Below are 21,161 nucleotides of genomic sequence, written 5' to 3' on the forward strand. Positions count from 1 at the left end.
CCCCCGACCGGTCCGGACGGCACGCGTACCCCGACTCCGGCCGCCACGACCTCCGGCCCGACTCCGACCGCCGCGCCGACGCCGAGTCCCCGTCCGGGGGTGCCGGTGGACGCGTTGGGCGGAACGGTCACCGTCCGCTGCCTGGGAGCGTCCGCCGAGGTGCTCGCGGTGACGCCCGCACCCGGTTACCGCGCGGAGCCGTACGACCCGGGCCCGGCGAAGCGGGTCGAGGTCCAGCTGACCTCCGCTGAGCACCGCAGCGAGATCCGTGTGCACTGCGCCAACGGCCGTCCGAAGCCGAAGGTCAAGGAGCGTGCCGGCTGACCGGGGGCCGGCGGGTGCCGCATCGGAGGCGTACCCCCGACGCGGCCCCCCGTTCCCGCCGGCCGGTCCGTCACCGCTCGGCAAGCGCCGCCCAGCCCGGGTTCACCGGCTCCCGGCGCAGCGGCATGCCCGCCTCCGCCGGCGTCCGGTCACCCTTGCGCTGGTTGCAGCCGTAGCAGGCGGCGGTGGTGTTCCGCCAGGTGTTCCGGCCGCCCCGGGAGCGCGGCAGGATGTGGTCGATGGTCGACGCCGGGCCGCCGCAGTAGGCGCAGCAGCGGTCGTCGCGGCGCAGGACACCGGCCCGGGACCAGGCCGGCCCGGAACTGAAGCGCCAGCGGGTGACCACGTAGCGGACGAGCCGCACCACCCGGGGCATCGGAAAGACCCCGATCACCTGGTCCGGCTCGGCCTCGTGGATCTCGGCCACCCGGCGGCAGAGCATCCGGACGGCGTGCTGGACGGTGACCCGGTGCAGCGGGCCGAGGTCGGCGTTGATGACGAGGACGGCGTCCACCGGGATCTCCCTCCAAGGTGGTGACGGACGAACTGCTCCGGACAGCGAAGAGCCGCCCGGTCCGGCTGTCGGACGGGCGGCTCGGCGCGTACGGGTACGCGTCAGTCGGGCCGGCCCGCTCGGGGACCTTCCGCTCGGCAACCGTCGCTGGGCAGCACCGATGGCACGGTGGTGACGTGCGACATCGTCATGATCTGCTCCCGTGGCGGTGGTTGACCTTGCGCGCTCACGGTAGGTCGGCACGGGAGAGAGGGGCAACGTATTTCGATCGCCGGTCCGGTTCCGCCGGGCGGCGCTGCCGGCTCCTGCGGGCGGTGGCCCCCGCCGCCTGCCGGGCGGTGGCCAGCGGGCGGTCCACCCGCACGGCCATCCGCGCGGCGAGTTCGCTGTCCAGCAGTGGCCGGTTGACCTCGGCGGCGACCGCCAGCGCGGGCCCGGAGACCGATCGCCAGATGGCGGCCAGCCCGGCGCCGAGGCCCAGCAGGGCGACGGTGGCCCGGGTGGTCGGCGAGCCGGCCGCCGCGGCGGCGCTCACCCCGACCACCGCGAAGAGCACCGCGAGCAGGGGCACCAGCACCGGCCAGAAGATGCCCCGCGCCGCCTGCGCCACCAGCCGGCGGTCCCGGATGATCAGGTTCCGGGCGACGACCGCGTAGTCCTCCTCGTCGAGCAGGTCACGCGGATGCAGTCCGCCGGTCAGCACGCCACGCCACAGATCGCCCTGGTTGCGCAGCTCCCGGGCCAGATCGGCGAGGGTCGGCGCAGCCGGGTCGCCCCGCCCGGCCTGGTCCACGGCGGTCGCCCAGGTGGCCAGCGAGCGGCGCACCACAGCGGCCGAGTACGGCGGCAGCACGGTGGCCAGCTCCTCCAGCCACCGGCTGATCTGGATCTGCCGGCCGCCGAAGCGCCGCGCCAGTTGGGCGGCGTCACCGGGCCGGACGGTGTCGGCCAGCGACCGACCCAGCCGGTAGGCGAGCCCGACGCGGTGGTTGGTGGCCATCGCCCAGCGCAGCACCTCCATGTTGAGGTCGTCGAGGGCGAGCAGCAGCGGCCCCGGGTCGACGGGTCCGGGTCGGTCCAGGTCGGGCAGCCGGGCCCGGGTGGCCGAGGTCTCCGGTAGTGGTCCGGCGTGCCGGGTGAGTTCGGCGATCTGGCCCAGTGCGACGTCCACTCCGTCGAGGTACATGCCCATCCGCCGGGGCGCGGACATCTCGGTGAAGTTGGACAGCTTGGCCGGTGGGCCCGGAGAACCGGCCTCGGCAGCCGGGCCGAGCTCGGCGTGCTGCCCCTGGTGGTACGCGTCCGCCATCCACCAGCCCAGCCGCAACGCGGTGACGATGCAGGCGCGCTCGTCGCGGATCAGCGGGTACGCGTCGTCCCGGCCGAACTCCTCGACCGGTGATCCGCTCTGCGTGTCGGCGCGGTGCAGTGGTGACATCTCCGCTGCCCTCCCGCCCGGTCGATCGACGGATGATCAATCCAGGCTACGGCAGCAGAACGCGGCATATGCCCGCTTTGCTAGGTTGTCGCGCCTCGCCGGGCCAGCAGACCCCGGGGCCGGACCGAGTGCACCGGCTCCGCCGCGCCGCCCTCGGCCCGCAGGATGTGGTTCGCGGCGATGATCCCGGTGGCCGCGGAGCGTTCCATCAGCGCGCTCGGGAACTCCGTGGCGATCCCGTCTCCGGCCAGATAGAGGCCGGTCGCGTCGGTGCGTACCCCCGGTCGCCAGGCATGGCTGCCCGGGCTGAACGCCGGCGCCTGCGCCTCCACCCGGGCGCGCAGCTCGCGGACCCGCAGGCCGGCGGCCTCCGGCCAGAGCGCGACCAGCTCGCGGCGCATCCGCTCGGCCAACTCCTCGGCCGGCACGTCGGGCTCGCAGGCGTACGCGTGCAGCTCGATGACCGATCCGCCGGTCCGCTGCGCCCAGCGCCGCGACTCGTTCTCCAGCCGGTGGTAGAGCGTCACCGAGTCCAACGTGGGCTGCCGGGACACCCCGCTGAACACCGCGCGCTCGGCGGCCACGTCCCCGTCGCACCAGTACCGGGCCACCGCGTACGGCGGGCCGGGCGTGCCGAACGCGGCCATCCGCGCCACCAGCTCCGGCGCCTGCCCGGTCAGGTCGGGGGAGGCCGTGACCAGCGCGGCCAGCGCCGGCGGGTCGACGGCGAGCACCACGTGGTCCGCCCGGTGACCGCCGCCGTCGGCGGTCGTCACCCGCCAGCCGTCGGCGTCGCGGTGCACCCCGGTCGCGACCGATCGGGTGTGCACCCGGCCGCCGTGCTTCTCCACGTGCCGGGTCAGCGGCTCCCAGATCGCGGTGGCGTAATCCTCGTCCGGGCAGTCGAACGCCAGCCCCTCCGGATTGCCGAGCAGGTAGAAGTGGAACTGGGCGACCATCTCGGCGGCGGACATCTCCGCCTCGTGGTTGAAGAACGAGTGTGAGAAGACCTCGAACAGCATCGCCCGGGCCCGGTCCGGCAGCCGCAGCGAGGCCAGCAGCTGGTCGGCGGTGGTGTCGTCCAACTCGGCGTAGGTGCGGACCGGGTCGTAGCTGAGCAGCGGCAGCGCGGCGTCCCGGTCCATCAGCCGCAGGTCGGCCAGGCGCAGGCTGGGGCTGCGCAGCAGCAGCGCGAGCAGGTTCGTCGGGGGTGCGGGCGGCAACCTGCCGAACTCCTCGGTCGGCCACTGCTCGCTGAGGATCGGGTAGCCCGGAATGGGCTTGAGGAAACCCAGGTCCGGGTCGATGCGGCGGAGGATGGACCGCCAGTTGTAGTACTGCCGGAAGAACGCGTGGAAGCCGTGCTCGTTCTGCTGGATGCCGTCGGCGAGCGTCTCCGGCCAGGCGCCCAGCCGGCCGCCGAGGGTCGGTGCACCCTCCAGCACCGTGACCGCCACACCGCGCTCGGCCAGCACCACGGCCGCCGACATGCCGGCGATGCCGCCACCCACCACCACCGCCGCGGCCGGTCCAGGCACGCGGTCCGCGCCGCCACCGCCCGGGTCCACCTCATGCTGGCGTACGCCGATGAGCCGACCCACCACTTGCGACAGCGCCATGGGCACCTTCCCCGCCTGACGGAGATTCCAGTCTGCCGCACCGACCGCTCAATCGCTCGGCAGGCAGCGACGGACGCGGTCGGAGTCGGGCCAGACGTACTCCAGGTCCGGGGGAACGTCGTCGCCGAAGATCGGGCCGTAGTGCGCGGGGTCCTTGCGCAGCAGGGACGAACGGTGGCTCAGGTGCAGGTCGTCGCGGCCCAGCCAGGGTGGCAGCTCGCCGGCCCCGGCCAGCTCGTCCTGGGTACGCACGACGCCGGCGCCGCAGGCGGCGGCGAGGTCGACGGTCAGCGTGGTGGCGCAGGTGTCGGCCCGGCCCGGCTCGGACCAGACCGCGCACATGTCCAGCCCGTAGCGGGTGAGCGCCTCCTCGTACCCGGCCCACATCTTCACCGCGGGGTGGTTCCGCCAGCCGTATCCGGGCCGGGTGAGCCCGCGCAGCACCTGGATGGCCTCCACCCGTTGCTTGCCCAGCCGCTTCTGGTCCAGCGTGCGCGCGCTGGCCAGGAAGTCGGCGTACGGGAGGAAGGTCTGCATGTCGCTGCTCTACCCGTCGCCGGAGCCGGCATGCCTGGTCGGGGGATGATCCGGACGGGGTCGCCCACGGTGGCCGTGCTGATTACGATCCGGGCATGGCGGAGCCGTGGCGGGACCGGGCGCGACGGGCGGTCGAGTGGAACTGGCGGCTGCGGTCCGCCGGCGATCCGCGACCGCACTACGTGATCTGCGGCCGGGACGCGCTCGCCTACTACGTGGCCCGCGCGATGCTCGAATCGGAGCTGCCGGTCGGCGGCGCCCGGGTGACCGTGGTGGTGCCGGAGCGCTACCGCAGCAACGGGCCGGACGTGGCCGGGCTCCGCGGGGTGCGGGTCATCCGCTCGGAACGGCTGGACGTGGCGACCTTCGAGGCCGCCGGCCTGGCCGGGGCGACCGGGCTGGCCCTGCTGCACCAGGACGACGTGGGCAACCTGCACGCCGCGCTCTGCGCCCAGGCCGTCGACCAGCGGGTCCGTCAGGTGCTGCGGATGTTCAACGGCACCCTTGCCGACGGCGTGCGCAAACTGCTCAAGGCGCCGGTCGAGGTGCTGTCCGACGCCGAGATGGCCGCGCCGGCGTTCGTGGCCGCGGCGCTCGGCGAGGTCGACCCGAACTCCTTCCAGCACCGGGACAAGACGCTGCGGGTGGCTCGTCGGGCCGACGTCCGAGCGCAGGACGTGGTCTGCGCGTTGGCCGACTTCAGTGAGGCGCAGGGGGTGGAGCTGCTGCCGGCCGAGCAGGCCGGCGCCGATCTGGTGCTCGCCGAGGCGACCGGGCAGCCACCGGGCACCGAGGTCGCCGCCCGCCGGTTGGTCCGGGCACGCCGTCGTCGACGCCCGGTGGCGGTGCTGCTGCGGGCCGTACGCGGCTTCGCCACCCGCAAGATCGGCATCGCGGTGATGCTGGTGCTCGCGCTGATCGCGCTGCTCGGAATGTTGATCTCCCGGGCGGAGGATGTCTCCCCGCTGGAGGCGCTGTACCTGACGCTGGTCACCACCCTCAGCGGCGCCGACCCGGACACCACCAAGGCGGCGGACGCGCAGATCATGCAGGTGGTGCTCAACCTCGCCGGGTTGGCGCTGATCCCGCTGATCACCGCGGTGGTGGTGGACGGCATCGTCAACGCCCGGCTGGCCCTGCACACTGGCCGGCTGCAACCGGCCCGGGCCGGGCACGTGGTGGTGATCGGCCTGGGCAACGTCGGCACCCGGGTGATGGCCCAGCTCCGCGAGTACGACGTCGAGGTGGTGGCGATCGACAAGGACCCGGAGCCGCGCGGCGCCGCACTGGCCCGTCAACTGGAGGTGCCGCTGATCGTAGGTGACGCCGCGCTGCCGGAGACGCTGGTCGCCGCGTCGGTGGCCGACTGCCAGGCGCTGGTGGTGGCGTCCACCGACGACGTCGCCAACCTGGAGGCGGCGCTCACGGCCCGCGATCTCCGTGCCGACCTGCGGGTGGTGCTGCGCTTCTTCGACGGCGACTTCGCCGAACGGGTGGAGGAGACCTTCGCGCTCGGGGTGTCCCGTTCGGTCTCCTACCTGGCTGCGCCGGCCTTCATCGGGGCGCTCACCGAACGCGCGGTGATCACCACGATCCCGGTCGACCGGCACGCGCTGCCGGTGGCCGAGGTGCCGGTCGCCGCCGGCTCCGAACTGGACGGCCGACCGTTGGACATGGTCAACCGGGACGGGCAGGTCCGACTCATAGCCCGGACCCCGGCCGGCGGTGCCAAGACGATCTGGTGGAAGGACCTCGACCCCCGGCAGGTGATCTTCGCGGGTGACCGGCTCACCGTGGTCGCCCGCCGGCGCGGGCTGGACTGGTTGACCAGGCAGTGCGCCCCGCCCACTCGCACCGGCCCGGTTCCTCGGCCCACCGGGCCGGTCCAGGGCGGAGTGCACACCGTCCCCTCGCCGCCGGGTACGACGGACTCCGGGGTCGCCGCGTCCGCGCCCGGTGCGGCGCATCCCATTCCTCCCGCCGGGGGCGGCCCGCCGGACGGGTTCGAGCTGACCCGCCAACACGACGGAGCCGGCGAGGTGAGCTGACGCCACCCGTCCCGGGCCGGCCGGCACTGAGCGACAATCCATGTCATGCGTTTCCGCGTCCTGGGGCCGACCCGGGTGTTGCTGGCCGACGGGCGAGAGATTCCCGTCGGCGGTCCGCGGGTGCGCGCGCTGTTGGCACTTCTTCTGCTCGACGTGGGCCGCGTCGTCTCCGCCGAGCGGCTGATCGACGGCCTGTACGGCGAGCATCCGCCCCGAGGCGCGGCCAACGCGCTCCAGTCCCAGGTGTCGCGGCTGCGTCAGGCCCTGCCGGCGGAGCACGATCCGGTGGAGTTCCACCCGGCTGGCTATCGCCTGGCGGTGGATCCGGACGATGTCGACGCGTACCGGTTCGAGCGGCTCGCCGAGGTGGGTCGCCGCGCGCTCGCCGGCGGTGACTGGTCGCGCGCGGCGGCGGTGTTGCGCGAGGCGTTGGACCTGTGGCACGGCCCTGCCCTGGCCGATGTGACGGGCGCAGCAGCGCAGGCGGCCCGGCTGGAGGAACTGCGGCTGGCTGCCGTCGAGGATCGGATCGAGGCGGAGCTGGCGCTGGGCGGGCACGCCGCGCTGGTTGCGGAGCTGCGGGAACTGGTCGTGGCCCACCCGTTGCGGGAGCGGTCGCGGGGCCAGCTCATACGAGTCCTGTCCGCGCTGGGCAGGCCGGCCGAAGCGCTGATCGAGTTCGAGGACGCCCGGCGCACGCTGGCCGAGCAGCTCGGCGTCGACCCGTCGGTGGAGCTCGCCGCGATCCACCTGGCGGTACTGCGCGGCGAGGAACGCCCGGCGGCCGAGCAGGCGCTACCGGGCCAGCTCACCACGTTCGTCGGGCGGGAGGAGGAACTCAAGCGCGTCGGCGCGTTGCTCGCCGAGCGGAGGTTGGTCACCCTCACCGGCCCCGGGGGAGCGGGCAAGACGCGGTTGGCGATCGAGGCGGCGGGCCGTCTCGACGATGAGGTCCACTTCGTCGAGCTGGCCGGGCTGGCCGACGGTTCGGACGTACCGCAGGCGGTTTTGAGCGCGCTCGGCCTGCGCGACGCGGGTCTGCGCGCACCGGCCGAGCCGGGCCGGCAGTCCACCGACCGGCTGGTCGAGGCGCTGGTCGAGCGGCGACTGCTGCTCGTCCTCGACAACTGCGAGCACGTCATCGCCGACGCGGCTCGGCTCGCCGCCCGGTTGCTGGGGGCGTGCCCGGCGCTGCGCGTGCTGGCCACGAGCCGCGAGCCGCTCGGGCTGGCCGGCGAGGCGTTGTGCCCGCTGTCCGGGCTCACCCTGCCGCCGCCGGACGCGTCGGCGCTGGACGCGAGCGACTACGCGGCGGTCAGCCTCTTCGTTCAACGGGCCACCGACGTCGCACCCGACTTCGCCGTCACCCCGGCCAACGTCGACGTGGTGTTGCGGACCTGCCGCACGCTCGACGGCCTGCCGTTGGCGATCGAGTTGGCCGCCGCGCGGTTACGGGCGCTCTCCGTCGCCGAGGTGGCCGCGCGCCTCGACGACCGGTTCCGGCTGCTGGCCATGGGCAGCCGGGCCGCGTCGCCTCGACACCGCACGCTCCGGGCCGTGGTCGAGTGGAGCTGGGACCTGCTCGACGACACCGAACGGGAACTGGCTCGACGGCTGACCGTCTTCGCCGGCGGGGCCACGCTGGAGGCGGCCGAAAGGGTCTCCGGCCTGCCCACCTCCGGGTTCGTCGAGGCGCTGCACGGTCTGGTCGACAAGTCGTTCGTGGAGATGGCCGGCAGTCGTTACCGGATGCTCGAAACCGTGCGGGCGTTCTGCGCCGAGCGTCTCGCCGAAGCTGGGGAGGCCGACCAGCTTCGTCGTGCGCACACCGCGTACTTCCTGGAGTTCGCCTGGACCGCCAGCGACCACCTCCGGCAGGCCGAACAGTTGAGCTGGTTGCGGCTGCTCGACGCGGAGCGGGACAACCTGCACGCCGCGCTGCGCCGTGCCACTGCGGCCGGTGACGCGTCCAACGCGGCGGGGATGGTCGCGGCCCTGTCGTTCTACTGGTGGCTGCGCGGCATGCGCGGGGAGGGCGGACGGCTGGCTGCCGACGTCCTCGCACTGCTCGGCGCGGAGGCACCGGCCGGGCTGGGGGAGGAATTCGCGCTCTGCGTCTACAACGCCTCGCTCGCCGGCACCGGGCACGTGCCGGCGCTCGGGACACAGCGATCCGTGATCCGCCGCCTCGACCGGCCACCTCGACAGCCGTTCCTGCTGTATCTGTCGGGGATCTCGACCGGGCCGCCGTCCGGCGGAGCGGAGCACGTCGACGAGCTGATGCAGGAGCTGCGGCGGCTGGTCGGCCCGGACGAGTGGATCAACGCGCTCGGCGCGATGGGCAGCGGCTCGGCGCTGATGTGGAGTGGCCGATGGGAGCAGGCCCGGGTGGCGCTGACCACCGCGCTCGACGGATTCCGGAGCACCGGGGACCGGTGGGGCTCGATGATCACGCTCGGGGCGCTGGGTGAACTGGCCGCGTGGCAGCGTGATCCGGCGGCGGCGAGCACCCACATGGATCACGCCATGGGGTTGGCCGAGGAACTCGGGTCGGCCGTCGACCAGGCCGACATGCTGCGTACCCGGGGTGAGATCAGGCTGCGCGCCGGTGACCTGACCGCGGCGGGGGACGACTTCGCCGGTGCGCTGCTCCTGGCGCAGCGCAGTGGCGCGCCCGAGTTCGTGGCCAGCGCTCGGTTCGGTCTCGCCCAGGTGGCCCGGCTGCGCGGTGATCTGGCCGAGGCGAGGCGGCTCTGCGAGGAGGCGTTGGTCGGCGGGCTCACCGGCTGGTATGTCGGCGACGCCACGCGTTCGGAGATCATCCTCGCGCTTGAGCAGATCACCGACGCGGAGAAGGACGGTGCGCCGCCGTCAGCGGATGGTGCGTGACCCGTCAGCGCCGGACCGCACCGTCTGGGCATGACGACATTCGAGGTGGTCGCCGAGGGTCTGGGCAAGCGGTACGGCCCCACCCGCGCGCTCGACACGTTCGACCTGAACGTGCCGGCCGGCACGGTGTACGGACTGCTGGGGCCGAACGGCGCCGGAAAGACGACGGCGGTACGGATCCTCGCCACGCTGCTGCGCTTCGACGCCGGCCGGGCCACCGTGGCCGGGTACGACGTGCTGCGCCAGCCGGACGAGGTGCGGGCCCGGATCGGCCTCACCGGGCAATATGCCGCGGTCGACGAGATCCTCAGCGGCCGGCAGAACCTGGAGCTGTTCGGCCGGCTGTTCCGGCTCGGCCGACGCGAGGCCCGGCAACGGGCCGGCGAACTGCTGGAACGGTTCGGGCTCGACGAGGCGGCGAGCCGGTCGGCCGGTGAGTACTCGGGTGGGATGCGCCGCCGGCTGGACCTCGCCGCCAGCCTGATCCGCACGCCACGTGTGCTGTTTCTCGACGAGCCGACGACCGGCCTGGACCCGCGCAGCCGCAACCAGGTGTGGGACCTGGTCCGCAGCCTGGTCGCGGAGGGGACCACGGTGCTGCTCACCACGCAGTACCTGGAGGAGGCCGATCAGCTCGCCAACCGGATCTCGGTGATCGACGCCGGTCGGGTGGTGGCCGAGGGCTCACCGGACGAGCTGAAGTCGATGACCGGCGGTGACCGGGTCGAGGTGATGGTGCGCGACGCGGCCGACCTGCACCAGGCTGCCCGCGTCGTCGAGCCGATCTGCGGCGCGGAGCCGGAGCTGGACCCGGAGAGCCGGCGGCTCAGCGTGCCGGTGCCCGACCGGGTCGCCGGGCTGGTCCACGTCGTACGGGCGTTGGACGACGCCGGGATCGCGGTCGAGGACGTCAGCCTGCGCCGCGCGACGCTGGACGAGGCGTTCCTGTACCTGACCGGGCACCGACCCGACGAGGCCCGCGAGCCGGTGGGCGCCGGACGAAAGGTGGACGTGGCATGACGACAGCGGTGGCCGACGGTTGGACGATGACCAGGCGGAACATGATCCACGTGATCCGCGCGCCCGAGGAGCTGATCCTCTATTTCACGCTGCCGATCATGTTCGTGCTGGTCTTCGGGTACGTGTTCGGCAGCGGCATGCAGGTGCCCGGTGGTGGCAGCTACCGCGAGTTCCTGCTGCCCGGGGTCTTCGTGATGACGATGCTGTACGGCCTCGGCGCCACCGCGACCGGCGTGGCGCTGGACCTCAGCCGGGGTGTCGTCGACCGGTTCCGGTCGATGCCGATGGCGCGCTCCGCCCTGATGACCGGCCGCAGTGCCGCCGACCTGCTCCGCGCCCTGCTGGAGATGTCCACCCTGCTGGCCTGTGGCCTGCTCGTCGGCTGGCAGTGGCGGCTTGGTGTGGGCAAGGCGTTGCTCGCCGTCGGGCTCCTCCTGCTCCTGCGGGTCGCCATCACGTGGGTGGGGATCTACCTGGCGTTGCTGGTCCGCAACCCGGACACGGTCGGCGTGATCGTCTTCCCGGCGGCGTTTCCGTTCACCGCGATCTCCAACGTCTTCGTGTCGCCCGAGCTGATGCCGTCGTTCATCGGTGCGATCTCGGAGTGGAACCCGCTGTCGGCCACGGTCGCGGCGATCCGCGAGCTGTTCGGCAATCCGGGCCTGGGTGGCGACTCCTGGCCGGCGGAACACGCGATGCTGTTGGCGGTGCTGTGGCCGGTGCTGCTGATCGCGACGTTCGCCCCGCTGGCGGTGCGCCGCTACCGGCGGCTGAGCCGCTGACCAGGCCGCCTCTGCGGTCAGCGGCGCACCCGGAGCGCGTGGAGGGCGGCACCGACGGCGAGCACACCGAGGCCGGCGAGGACGCTGCTCGGCGGCAGGTTGACCGCCAACAACAGGCAGCCGACCAGCCCCAGTCCGGCGAGCACCCGGACCGGCAACCGCCGGTCCGGGTCCCGGCCCAGCGTCAGCGCCGCCGCGTTGGTGATCGCGTAGTAGACCAGCACCGTGCAGCTGGAGAAGCCGATCGCGCCCTGTACGTCGCCGAGCAGCACCACCACGATCACCACGGCGGCCACCGCCAGCTCGGCGCGGTGCGGCACCTGGTGCACGGGGTGCACGGCGGCCAGCGCGCCGGGCAGGTCGCGGCGGCGGGCCATCGCGAGGGTGGTCCGGCCGACCCCCGCGACGAGGGACAGCAGCACCCCGACCACCGCGATCGTGGCCCCGGCGCGGACCACCCAGGCCAGGCCGGGCAGCCCGGCGGCGGTCACCACGTCGACCAGGGGCGCGACGGAACCGGCCAACCGGTCGGCTCCGAGCACGCCGAGGGCGACCACGGCCAGCACCAGGTAGATCACGAGGACCGCCCCGAGCGCCAGCGGCACCGCGCGGGGAATGGTCCGCTGCGGGTCGCGGACCTCCTCGCCGAGCGTGGCGATCCGCGCGTACCCGGCGAAGGCGAAGAACAGCAACCCGGCGGCGGTGAGCACACCCAGGGCCGAGCCACCGGGTTCGGTCAGTCGATCCAGGTGCACCGGCCCGGTCACCACGCCGACGACCGCGACCAGGGCCAGCACCGCGAGCACCAGCGCGACCAGGGCTCTGGTCGCGGTGGCCGTCTTGCCGATGCCGCGCAGGTTCACCGCGGTCACCGCGAGCACCGCGCCGACCGCGACCAACCGGGCCTGCCCCGGCCACAGGTACGCCCCGATGGTCAACGCCATCGCCGCGCAGCTCGCCGTCTTGCCGACCACGAACCCCCAGCCCGCCAGGAACCCGGCGAACGGCCCGAGCCGCTCCCGGCCGTAGACATAGGTGCCGCCGGACTCCGGGTAGCGGGCCGCCAGCCGCGCCGAGCTGGTCGCGTTGCAGTAGGCGATGAACCCGGCGAGCACCAGCGCCGGCAGCAGACCGGCACCACCGGCCGCCGCCGCTGCCGGGCCGAAGACCACGAAGACGCCCGCACCGAGCATCGACCCCAACCCGAGAACAACCGCATCGGGTACGCCGAGCCGCCGCGCCAGTTGATCCACGGACCGGAACCCTAGGGGTACGAGGTGAACGGCCGGTCCCATTCGCGTAGCCGGCGGGGTAGCGGCAGATCGTCCCACGGCACCCGGTGCAGCAACCGGTCCAGGAAGAGCCCGAGCAGCAGGGCCGCCACGCCGTCGGTGAGCCAGTGGAAGTTCAGGTAGGTGGTGGTGACCAGCAGGATCGCTGGCGGCGCGACGCGGATCAGTCGGTGCACGCTCGGGTGCAGTCGCCCGGCCGTCAGCGCGGTCAGCAGGACGGCCATGACCCCGTACCAGACGATCGCGTTGGCGACGTGCCCGGACGGGTAGGAGAGGTCGTACTCGGTGGGCGGCAGGTCGTTGAAGATTCGGACCGACTGCGTCGGCGGCAGATCCGAGCTGGGCGCGGCGCGGTCGGTCAGGACCTTGAGCGGCCCGACCGTCAGGTACAGGAGAACGAACGCCCCGGCCAGCAGCAGCAACGGCCGGACGGTCCGGGCCCGCCAGGCCACGGCCAGGGCCAGGGCTCCGGAGACGGGCATCAGCAGCCAGCCGCCCTGCCCGAGGAGGTTGAACACCCGCGCCGTCCAGTAGATCGGTGCCGGGTGGTGGGCGTACGCCCATTCCCGGACGGCAAGGTCCATACCGAGCAACGCGCCGCTGGCGAGGGCCAGGGTCAGCGCGCCGAACCCGACCAGCAGGAGCGCGTCGAACCACCAGCCGGCCGGGCGGACAGGCCGTAGCCGCAGGTCACGTCGTACCGCCGTGGGTTTGAGCACGCGACCACGCTACCGGCCCGCCGCGAGGCCGGAACATCCCGCGTTGTGGGCCCAGCCACGCTGGGAGGCGAATGCGGGGGGCGACGCGTCATGCTTGTGCCCGTGCGGATCACCTCTGCCCTCGTGGACCCGGCGCTGCTCGACCTTCCGTGGTCGACACCGCTGGAGGAGTGGCCTGCCCAGCACCTGGTGGCCCTACCGCAGGGCATTTCCCGGCACATCGTCCGGTTCGTCCGCCTCGGTGAGTACGTCTACGCGTTCAAGGAGACCCGCGAGCGGATCGCCGAGCGGGAGTACGACCTGCTCCGGGCCCTGGAGCGGATCGACTTCCCGTCGGTCGAGGCGGTGGCGGTCGTCGCCGACCGGCAGACCGAGGACGGAGAGCCCCTGGAGTCGGTGCTGATCACCCGGCACCTCCAGTTCTCGCTGCCCTACCGGGCGCTCTTCTCGCACACGCTGCGGCCGGAGACGATGAGCCGGCTGCTCGACGCGCTCGCCGCGTTGATCGTGCGGATGCACCTGACCGGCTTCTTCTGGGGCGACTGCTCGCTCTCCAACACGCTGTTCCGGCGGGACGCGGGTGCGTTCGCCGCGTACCTGGTGGACGCGGAGACGGGTGCCCTGCACACCTCGCTCTCCAACGGTCAGCGTGGTGAGGACCTGGAGATCGCCCGGGTGAACATCTTCGGCGAGGCGCTGGACCTCCAGGCCGCCGGTCTGCTGCACGAGTCCATCGACCCGGAGGTGGTCTGCGAGGAGGTCGTGCAGCGGTACGAGCGGCTCTGGCACGAGATCACCTACGAGCAGGCGGTCGAGCGGGAGGCCCGGCACGACATCGAGGGCCGGATCCGCCGCCTCAACGAGCTGGGCTTCGACGTGGCCGAGGTGGCCATGTCGACCATCGCCGACGGCCGTTACCTCGTACGGCCGAAGGTGGTCGACGCCGGCTACCACACCCGGCGGCTGCTGCGGCTGACGGGCCTGGACGCCGAGGAGAACCAGGCCCGCAAGCTGCTCAACGACCTGGACGCCTACCGGGCGGAGAGCGACCTGACCGACGAGCAGCAGGCGGCGCACCGCTGGGTCACCGAGGTCTTCGAGCCGGTGGTCCGGGCCGTGCCCACGCACCTGCGCCGCAAGCTGGAGCCGCAGGAGTTGTTCGCGCAGATCATCGAGCACAAGTGGCTGCTCTCGGAGCGGGCCGGCCGGGACGTGGGGATGCGCCACGCGGTCCAGTCCTACCTGGCCGACGTGCTGGTGCACCGCCCCGACGAGCAGGCCGTCCTCGGCGTGGAAGTCCCCACCCTCGGCTAGCAGCCCGGTCCGGTCCTCGTGCTCACAGGGCCCGTCACTCCACCCAGGAGCCTCCGCGTAGCACCCGGACCACGTTCAGGTCCTCGTCCAGCACCACCAGGTCGGCGCGGAGGCCGACCTGGAGGGCGCCGACCCGGTCGCCCAGCCCGATGGCGCGGGCCGGGGTGGTGGCCACCATCCGGGCCGCGTCCGCGATCGGGATGCCGGCGTCCACGGCGTGCCGCAGTGCGGCGTCCATGGTCAGGGTGCTGCCGGCGATCGCGCCGTCCCGGGCCAGCCGGGCCACCCCGTCGGCCACCGTGACGGCCTGGCCGCCCAACTCGTACTCGCCGTCGGCCATTCCGGCGGCGGCCATCGCGTCGGTGATCAGAGCGGCCCGGTCCGGGCCGGCGGTCGCGGTGGCGAAGGTCAGCATGCCGTCGTGCAGGTGCACCCCGTCGGCGACCAGCTCGCAGACCACGGTCGGCGCGTCGAGCAGGGCCACCACCGGGCCCGGCTCGCGGTGGTGCACCGGCCGCATGCCGTTGAACAGGTGGGTGCCGACGCTCGCGCCCGCGGCGACCGCGGCGCGGGTCTGGTCGTACGTGGCGTCGGTGTGGCCGACCGCGGCCACCACCCGCTGGGTGGTGAGCAGCTTGATCGCCTCCAGCGCGCCGTCGCGCTCCGGGGCGAGGGTGACCATCCGGATAGCGCCCCCACCCAGCTCGATCAGCTCGGCCAGCTCGTCGGTGGACGGGTCGCGGAGATACTCCGGGTTCTGCGCTCCGCAGCGGGCGGCGGAGAGGTAGGGCCCCTCGAAGTGGATGCCCGCCAGCACGCCCTCATCGACCAGCGGGGCGAACGCCTCGGTGGCGGCACGCATCAGCGGAAAGGACGCGCTGACCAGGCTGGCCAGCAGAGTGGTGGTGCCGTGCCCCAGGTGGAAGCGGGCGGCCGCCCGGGCCTGGCTGGCATCCCCCGTGGTGAAGGTGTGCCCACCGCCTCCGTGCGTGTGCATGTCGACGAAGCCGGGCAGGATCCAGTGCCCGTCGCGGACCGACGGATATTCCGCCACCGCGGTGATCCGGTCGCCGTCCCACTCGACGCAGCCCTGGCGGATGACACCGTTCGGGGTCACCACTCGGCCGTTCACCCGTGCGGTCATCGCTTCTCCTGATGGTCACGGACGCGCGCGGCGTCCAGGGCGAGCAGGGCGGCGCCGAGGCAGCCGGCCTCGTCGCCGAGGGCCGCCGCGACCAGCCGCGGCTCCCGGTGGAAGGTCATCCGCTCGTGCAGCGCCGCTCGCAGGGGGACGAGCAGCCCGTCCCCCGCCTGGGCGAGGCCACCGCCGAGCACGATCGTCGCCACGTCGAACAGCGCCTGCCCGGACGCCAGGCCGTCGGCGAGCGCCTCGACCGCCTCCTGCCAGACCCGGCCGGCGAGTGGCTCTCCGGCCGCGGCCCGCTCGGCCACCTCGGCGGCCGTCACCGGCCGGTCGGGTGACCCGTCGGCCAGTTCCGCGTAGCGGCGGCCGATCGCGGCGGCCGAGGCGACCGCCTCCAGGCAGCCGGGCCGGCCGCAGCCGCAGCGCGGTCCGTCGGGACGGACCAGGATGTGGCCGATCTCCCCGGCGGCGCCGTGTGCGCCGACGACGGCCGTGCCGTCGACGACGTGCGCGGCGGCGATGCCGGTGCCGATCGCCACGAAGAGGACGTGCCCGGTGCCGCGTCCGGCGCCGAGCCGGGCCTCGGCGAGGCCGCCGGCCCGCACGTCGTGGCCGAGCGCCGTGGGCAGGCCGAGCCGCGCCACCGCAAGCTCCCGCAGCGGTACGTCCCGGAAGCCCACGTTCGCCGACCAGACCGCGACCCCGCGCGCCTCGTCCACTATCCCGGGCACGGCGATGCCGAGCGCGACCGGGGTGAGCCCGTCGGCGCGGGCCTTGTCGGCCAGCCCTTCGGCGACGTCCAGAATGGTGCCGACCACGGCGGCCGGGCCGCGCGCGGCGTCGGTGGGGTGCCGCTCGGTGCGTACCGCGACGCCGTCCGGCCGGACCAGGGCGCACTTCATGCCGGTGCCGCCGACGTCCAGCGCGACGACCACCGCGTCGGCGGGCACGGCCCCGGGCTCCCTCACGCCAGCACCACCGACCGGGTCAGGTGTCGGGGGGCGTCCGGGTCGAGGCCCCGGCTGGTGGCCAGCGCCACCGCGAAGCGCTGGGCCAGGATCAGGTCGGCCATCGGGTCGACCGGGGTACGGCCGGCGGCCCAGCTGCCCAGCACGGTGCGGCAGCCGTGGGTGCGGCTGTGCACGAAGGCCGCGCCGGTGGCGGCCACGTCCTCGGGCAGCCCGTCGGGCAGCTCGCCGAACGCCCAGACCAGCCGGCCGGGCGCGGCGATCGAGATGGGGCCGTGCCGGTAGTCCATCGCCGGGTACGCCTCGGCCCAGAAGGTGGCCGCCTCGCGGCACTTCAGCGCGGCCTCCTGGGCCAGCCCCACCGTCCATCCCCGACCGAGGAAGGTGGCCTGCTCGATGGTGGCCGGGTCGATCGGCAGCGGGGCGCGCACCGCCACCTCGGCGTCCGCGGCGAGCGCGGTCACCGGGTCGCCGAGGTGCGCCCGGAGCAGGGCCAGCGCGGTGGTCGCGAAGCGGGTCTGCACCACGGACCGCTCGTCGGCGAAGGGCATGGTCACCGCGGCGGTGGCCAGGTCGACCGCCGGGGAGGCCGGGTCACCGACGATGACGGTGCTGGGCACCCGTCCGCGTAGCGCGACGAGCAGCTCCAGGACCTCCGTGGTGGTGCCGGAGCGGGTGATGGCGATCAGCCGGTCGTAGTGGCGGCCGGCGGGGAACTCGGACGCCTGGAACGCGTCGGTCTCGCCCTGGCCGGCCTGCTCGCGGCGGGCCGCGTACGCCATCGCCATGAACCACGACGTGCCGCAACCGACGACGGCGACCCGCTCGCCGGGACGCGGCAGGTCACCGCGCACCACGCCGGCCAGCTCGGCCGCCTCCCGCCAGCAGTCGGGTTGACTCGCGATCTCCGCGTCCACGTACGCCATGGGAACTCCTCGCAGGGCCGGCCGGTGCGCAATACGGCTCGTTACACCCGTATTTCGCGCGTCATTCTGCGCGAAGCCGGGTGGTCGTGGCAACCGACCGGCCGATCGCGCAGGCCGGTCTTTTGCGCCACCCTAGTTTCGCGCACTAGTGTGCACGCAATCAATCACCGTCCGTGCAGTCACTGGGAGGGCCCCCGCGGTGGACCGGTACGCCAGATGGAACGCCCTGCTCGAGATGCTGACCGACAACGGCCGGGTCAGCGTCGAGGCGGCCGCCGAGCGGCTGGACGTCTCCCAGGCCACCATCCGGCGTGACTTCGACCAGCTCGCCCAGCAGCAGATGATCACCAGGACCCGGGGCGGCGCGGTCGCCAACGGGGTGTCCTACGACCTGCCGCTGCGCTACAAGACGGCCAAGCACTCGGCGGAGAAGCAGCGGATCGGCGCCGCCGCCGCGGCGCTCGTCACGCCCGGCACGGTGGTCGGCCTGAACGGCGGCACCACCAGCACCGAGGTGGCCCGTGCGCTGGCCGTCCGGCCGGACCTGAACACCAGTGCCGAGGGTGCCCAGCTCACCGTGGTGACCAACGCGCTGAACATCGCCAACGAGCTGCTGGTCCGCTCCCGGATGAAGGTCGTGGTGGCCGGTGGCGTGGTGCGCCCGAAGTCGTTCGAGCTGGTCGGCCCCCTGGGTGGGGCGCTGCTGCGTGAGGTCACCCTGGACGTCGCGTTGCTCGGCGTGGACGCGATCGACCCGCAGCTCGGGGCCGCCGCCCATCACGAGGGGGAGGCGGCGATGAACAACCTCATGGTGGCCCGCGCCAAGCGGGTGGTGATCATCGCTGACTCGTCCAAGTTGGGTGGTCACGCCTTCGCCCGGATCTGCCCGGTCGACCGGGTCGAGACGCTCGTGACGGACTCCGGCGCCGCCCCGGAGGTCGTGGAGGCCTTCCGCGCTGCCGGCGTGCAGGTCGTCTGCGCCTGACCTGTCACTGTCCGTCGATGAAACGCGTCGTCCGGCGCGTCGATGCATACCGCGTATTGCGCGGCTCTGCATACCGCGTATGGTGTCGGCTGTCACGCCCACCATCGGGGGAGGTGCAGCTTGCCAGCTGTCCTGGAGATCGAAGGTCTACGTAAGACGTACAAGAGTCGTCGACGCGGCACCCGCAACGCGCTCGACGGCTTCGACATGCGGGTCGACGCCGGGCAGGTGCACGGCTTCCTGGGCCCCAACGGGTCCGGCAAGACCACCACCCTGCGCACGCTGCTCGGCCTGATCCGGCCCGACGGCGGGCGGATGGTGCTGCTCGGGCACGAGGTGCCCGCGGCGCTGCCCACCGTCGCCGGTCAGGTCGGCGCGATCGTGGAGAGCCCGCAGTTCTTCCCGCACTTCTCCGCCCGGGACACGCTGTCCCTGCTGGCGGGAGCGGGCGAGGTGCCGGCCACCCGGGTCGACGAGGTGCTGGAGCTGGTCGGACTACGCGACCGGGCCGGCGAGCGGGTCAAGACCTACTCGCTGGGCATGAAGCAGCGGCTGGCCGTCGCGTCCGCCCTGCTGAAGAAGCCGAAGCTGCTCATCCTCGACGAGCCGGCCAACGGCCTCGACCCGGGCGGCATCCGGGAGATGCGCACGCTGATGCGCAACCTCGCCGAATCCGGGATGACCGTGGTGCTGTCCAGCCACATCCTCGGCGAGATCCAGCTGATCTGCGACTCGGTCACCATCATCTCGCTGGGCCGGCGGGTCGCGTTCGGGCCGGTCGACGAGGTGCTCGCGCAGCACTCCTCCGGTGCGGTCCGGATCCGGCTGGAGGCGGTCAGCGACCTGCCGGCGGCCACCGAGACGCTCACCCGGGCGGGGATCCGGGTCACCGGCCACCCGGACCACCTGATGCTGGCCGGCGTCGACAAGCCGGCCTCGGTGACGCGTCTGCTCGCCGAGCAGAACCTCTACGTCAGCGAGCTGGCTCCGATCGCCGTCGATCTGGAGAGCGTCTTCCTCGAACTGACCGCCACCGCGCCGGTACCCGGGCAGCACCGGCAGGTCGACGAGTCCATGAAGGTCGGCGGGACGGGTCAGCCCGGCCCGGCCGGGGGAGGGTGGGGCGCGTGAGCCTCTTTCGTACGGAGCTGCGCCGACTCACCAAGCGGCGCTTCACCCGCTACATGACGCTGCTCGGCCTGCTGGTGCTGGCCGCGGTGGTGGTCGGGGTCTTCTTCACCAACCAGAAGATCGACGCCGGCCAGCTCGCACAGGCCGAGCGCCAGGCCGACCAGCAGTACCAGGAGCAGGTGCGCTGGAGCGAGCAGGAGCGCGTCAACTGCGAGCAGGCCAAGGCCGCCGGTACGGCGAACGACGGCCGCTTCCCCGACGACTGCTCCGTGATCAGCCCGCCGCCCCGCGAGGAGATCCAGGCGGAGTGGTTCCTGCCCTCCACGTTCAACTTCCGGGAGACGTTCGACGAGACGCTGATCCCGTTCGCCGCGATCCTCGCCCTCGTCGGGTTCGTGGTCGGAGCGTCCTTCGTCGGCGCCGAGTGGAGCACCGGCGGCATGATGAACCTGCTGCTCTGGCGGCCGAAGCGGCTGACCGTGCTGCTCACCAAACTGGCCGCGCTGCTCACCGGCATCCTGGCGGTGACGCTGCCCGCCGCGGTGCTCTGGTTCGCCGGGTTCTGGGCGGTCGCCACGTTCCGGGGCAGCACCGAGAAGGTGACCTCCGGGGTCTGGCAGTCGTTCATGCTGACCGGGGTGCGCGGTGTGGTGCTGGTGCTGGTGCTCACCACCATCGGCTTCGCCCTCGCCTCTCTGGGTCGACACACCGCCATGGCCCTCGGTGGTGTCGTGGCGGTGATGGTCGTCGGCCAGTTCGGCCTGGGCATCCTGCTGGAGATGGCGAACGTGCGGTGGGCCGAGGCGTGGCTGCTGCCCACGTACGTGCTGGCCTGGATGACGAAGACCGTCACTCTGCAGGACTGGAACTCCTGCAACGCGACCTACTACGGGTCGTGTGAACCGGCCACGATGGACATCACCTGGCAGCAGTCCTCCGTACTGCTCTCGGTCGGGGTGGTGGTGATCCTCGGCGCGGCGCTCTGGGCGATGCGTCGTCGCGACATCTCCTGACCGGAAACGGCACGACGCGGCCGGCCCGGCCGTCGGGATTCCCGGCGGCCCAGGGCCGGCCACGCCGGCTGCTGCGACCTGGGCCGACCCTGGCTAGGCTGAGCGCCATGCCCGCCGACGCCACTCCGGCCTCCTCCGAGCCGTCCACCGACGCTCGTCCGGGCGACGTGGCGACCGGTGGCGGGCCGACCGTCCCGACACCCCGACCGGCGCCGCCCGTCGAGAGCACCGCTGACCCCGCGCCGGCCGCCGAGCCCGAGGCCGAACCCGCCGCGCCGGTGGGGCTGACCGAGCGGGAACGGGCCATCCTCGCCTTCGAGCAGCAGTGGTGGCGGCACGCCGGTGCGAAGGAGCAGGCCGTCCGGGACACCTTCGGGGTGTCCTCGACCCGGTACTACCAGCTGCTCAACGGGCTGCTCGACAACCCGGCGGCGCTGGCCGCCGATCCCGTGCTGATCGGTCGGCTCCGCCGGCTCCGCTCGTCGCGCGCCCGCAACC

The 21,161-nt window shown here is 73.3% G+C and carries 18 protein-coding genes and 1 pseudogene; 10 read left to right on the forward strand and 9 right to left on the reverse strand.

Going from position 1 to position 21,161, the window contains the following annotated elements:
- Nucleotides 1-324 (forward strand): annotated as a pseudogene (locus EAD89_RS30355) (hypothetical protein); the annotation flags it as partial.
- Between the two features lie 70 nt (nt 325-394).
- Here the strand turns inward: EAD89_RS30355 and EAD89_RS01185 are convergent.
- The 4 genes from EAD89_RS01185 to EAD89_RS01200 form a co-directional block, all read right to left on the reverse strand.
- Nucleotides 395-838 carry an HNH endonuclease gene (locus tag EAD89_RS01185; protein WP_121674373.1) on the reverse strand — a complete coding sequence of 148 codons (444 nt, stop codon included), beginning with the start codon at nt 836-838 and terminating at the stop codon, nt 395-397.
- Between the two features lie 226 nt (nt 839-1,064).
- The gene (locus EAD89_RS01190) at nt 1,065-2,276 is read right to left on the reverse strand and encodes a hypothetical protein (protein ID WP_121674374.1); all 1,212 of its coding nucleotides are present in this window, start codon (nt 2,274-2,276) and stop codon (nt 1,065-1,067) included.
- An 80-nt stretch (nt 2,277-2,356) separates the two neighbouring features.
- On the reverse strand, nt 2,357-3,895 hold the full coding sequence (locus EAD89_RS01195; RefSeq protein WP_121674375.1) for an FAD-dependent oxidoreductase: 1,539 nt from the start codon (nt 3,893-3,895) through the stop codon (nt 2,357-2,359).
- Nucleotides 3,896-3,943: 48 nt separating this feature from the next.
- Nucleotides 3,944-4,432, reverse strand: coding sequence for an MSMEG_6728 family protein (locus EAD89_RS01200; RefSeq protein WP_121674376.1), 489 nt, complete (start codon nt 4,430-4,432; stop codon nt 3,944-3,946).
- Between the two features lie 95 nt (nt 4,433-4,527).
- On the opposite strand from EAD89_RS01200, the gene EAD89_RS01205 reads away from it, so the two are divergent.
- The 4 genes from EAD89_RS01205 to EAD89_RS01220 are packed head-to-tail and all read left to right on the forward strand — an operon-like array spanning nt 4,528 to nt 11,171.
- Nucleotides 4,528-6,480 (forward strand): TrkA family potassium uptake protein, encoded by a 1,953-nt coding sequence (locus EAD89_RS01205; protein WP_233578095.1) that lies wholly within the window; start codon nt 4,528-4,530, stop codon nt 6,478-6,480.
- A gap of 45 nt (nt 6,481-6,525) precedes the next feature.
- Nucleotides 6,526-9,369: a BTAD domain-containing putative transcriptional regulator gene (locus EAD89_RS01210; RefSeq protein WP_121674377.1), complete on the forward strand. Its 2,844-nt coding sequence runs from the start codon at nt 6,526-6,528 to the stop codon at nt 9,367-9,369.
- A 30-nt stretch (nt 9,370-9,399) separates the two neighbouring features.
- Entirely contained in the window at nt 9,400-10,389 is a 990-nt protein-coding gene (locus tag EAD89_RS01215; protein WP_121674378.1) for an ATP-binding cassette domain-containing protein, read from the forward strand.
- Nucleotides 10,386-11,171 carry an ABC transporter permease gene (locus EAD89_RS01220; RefSeq protein WP_121674379.1) on the forward strand — a complete coding sequence of 262 codons (786 nt, stop codon included), beginning with the start codon at nt 10,386-10,388 and terminating at the stop codon, nt 11,169-11,171. Before EAD89_RS01215 ends, EAD89_RS01220 begins: the two co-directional genes overlap by 4 nt.
- Nucleotides 11,172-11,188: 17 nt before the next feature.
- Here the strand turns inward: EAD89_RS01220 and EAD89_RS01225 are convergent, their stop codons facing one another.
- On the reverse strand, nt 11,189-12,424 hold the full coding sequence (locus tag EAD89_RS01225) for an APC family permease (RefSeq protein ID WP_121674380.1): 1,236 nt from the start codon (nt 12,422-12,424) through the stop codon (nt 11,189-11,191).
- A gap of 11 nt (nt 12,425-12,435) precedes the next feature.
- Nucleotides 12,436-13,182, reverse strand: a complete 747-nt coding sequence (locus EAD89_RS01230; protein ID WP_121674381.1) for a phosphatase PAP2 family protein — start codon at nt 13,180-13,182, stop codon at nt 12,436-12,438.
- 90 nt (nt 13,183-13,272) lie between these two features.
- On the opposite strand from EAD89_RS01230, the gene EAD89_RS01235 reads away from it, so the two are divergent.
- Complete coding sequence (locus EAD89_RS01235) at nt 13,273-14,496, forward strand: DUF4032 domain-containing protein (RefSeq protein WP_121674382.1); 1,224 nt, start codon at nt 13,273-13,275, stop codon at nt 14,494-14,496.
- 34 nt (nt 14,497-14,530) lie between these two features.
- On the opposite strand, the gene nagA is transcribed toward EAD89_RS01235, so the two are convergent.
- The 3 genes from nagA to EAD89_RS01250 are packed head-to-tail and all read right to left on the reverse strand — an operon-like array spanning nt 14,531 to nt 17,534.
- Nucleotides 14,531-15,640, reverse strand: coding sequence for an N-acetylglucosamine-6-phosphate deacetylase (gene nagA / locus EAD89_RS01240; protein ID WP_121674383.1), 1,110 nt, complete (start codon nt 15,638-15,640; stop codon nt 14,531-14,533).
- The gene (locus tag EAD89_RS01245; protein ID WP_121674384.1) at nt 15,637-16,608 is read right to left on the reverse strand and encodes an ROK family protein; all 972 of its coding nucleotides are present in this window, start codon (nt 16,606-16,608) and stop codon (nt 15,637-15,639) included. Before EAD89_RS01245 ends, nagA begins: the two co-directional genes overlap by 4 nt.
- Nucleotides 16,605-17,534 carry an SIS domain-containing protein gene (locus tag EAD89_RS01250; protein WP_121656622.1) on the reverse strand — a complete coding sequence of 310 codons (930 nt, stop codon included), beginning with the start codon at nt 17,532-17,534 and terminating at the stop codon, nt 16,605-16,607. The genes EAD89_RS01245 and EAD89_RS01250 overlap by 4 nt, the downstream gene beginning before the upstream one ends.
- Before the next feature lie 199 nt (nt 17,535-17,733).
- Between EAD89_RS01250 and EAD89_RS01255 the strand changes: the two genes are divergently transcribed.
- From EAD89_RS01255 to EAD89_RS01270, 4 genes are all read left to right on the forward strand, one after another.
- Nucleotides 17,734-18,519, forward strand: coding sequence for a DeoR/GlpR family DNA-binding transcription regulator (locus tag EAD89_RS01255; RefSeq protein WP_074314987.1), 786 nt, complete (start codon nt 17,734-17,736; stop codon nt 18,517-18,519).
- A gap of 120 nt (nt 18,520-18,639) precedes the next feature.
- A complete protein-coding gene (locus EAD89_RS01260; protein ID WP_121674385.1) occupies nt 18,640-19,650 on the forward strand; it encodes an ATP-binding cassette domain-containing protein in 1,011 nt (336 codons plus the stop codon).
- Nucleotides 19,647-20,663, forward strand: a complete 1,017-nt coding sequence (locus tag EAD89_RS01265; RefSeq protein ID WP_121674386.1) for an ABC transporter permease subunit — start codon at nt 19,647-19,649, stop codon at nt 20,661-20,663. Before EAD89_RS01260 ends, EAD89_RS01265 begins: the two co-directional genes overlap by 4 nt.
- A gap of 107 nt (nt 20,664-20,770) precedes the next feature.
- A partial coding sequence (locus EAD89_RS01270) for a DUF3263 domain-containing protein (protein WP_147458728.1) occupies nt 20,771-21,161 on the forward strand: 391 nt, incomplete at its 3' end.

The organism is Micromonospora sp. BL4 (genome assembly GCF_003667505.1).
GTDB lineage: Bacteria > Actinomycetota > Actinomycetes > Mycobacteriales > Micromonosporaceae > Micromonospora.

Bases quoted from the DNA above. Each gene is read 5' to 3' on its own strand.
- EAD89_RS01190 (WP_121674374.1), bottom strand. From the start codon at position 2,276: ATGTCACCACTGCACCGCGCCGACACGCAGAGCGGATCACCGGTCGAG.
- EAD89_RS01195 (WP_121674375.1), bottom strand. From the start codon at position 3,895: ATGGCGCTGTCGCAAGTGGTGGGTCGGCTCATCGGCGTACGCCAGCAT.
- EAD89_RS01200 (WP_121674376.1), bottom strand. From the start codon at position 4,432: ATGCAGACCTTCCTCCCGTACGCCGACTTCCTGGCCAGCGCGCGCACG.
- EAD89_RS01205 (WP_233578095.1), top strand. From the start codon at position 4,528: ATGGCGGAGCCGTGGCGGGACCGGGCGCGACGGGCGGTCGAGTGGAAC.
- EAD89_RS01210 (WP_121674377.1), top strand. From the start codon at position 6,526: ATGCGTTTCCGCGTCCTGGGGCCGACCCGGGTGTTGCTGGCCGACGGG.
- EAD89_RS01215 (WP_121674378.1), top strand. From the start codon at position 9,400: ATGACGACATTCGAGGTGGTCGCCGAGGGTCTGGGCAAGCGGTACGGC.
- EAD89_RS01220 (WP_121674379.1), top strand. From the start codon at position 10,386: ATGACGACAGCGGTGGCCGACGGTTGGACGATGACCAGGCGGAACATG.
- EAD89_RS01235 (WP_121674382.1), top strand. From the start codon at position 13,273: ATGCTTGTGCCCGTGCGGATCACCTCTGCCCTCGTGGACCCGGCGCTG.
- nagA (WP_121674383.1), bottom strand. From the start codon at position 15,640: ATGACCGCACGGGTGAACGGCCGAGTGGTGACCCCGAACGGTGTCATC.
- EAD89_RS01250 (WP_121656622.1), bottom strand. From the start codon at position 17,534: ATGGCGTACGTGGACGCGGAGATCGCGAGTCAACCCGACTGCTGGCGG.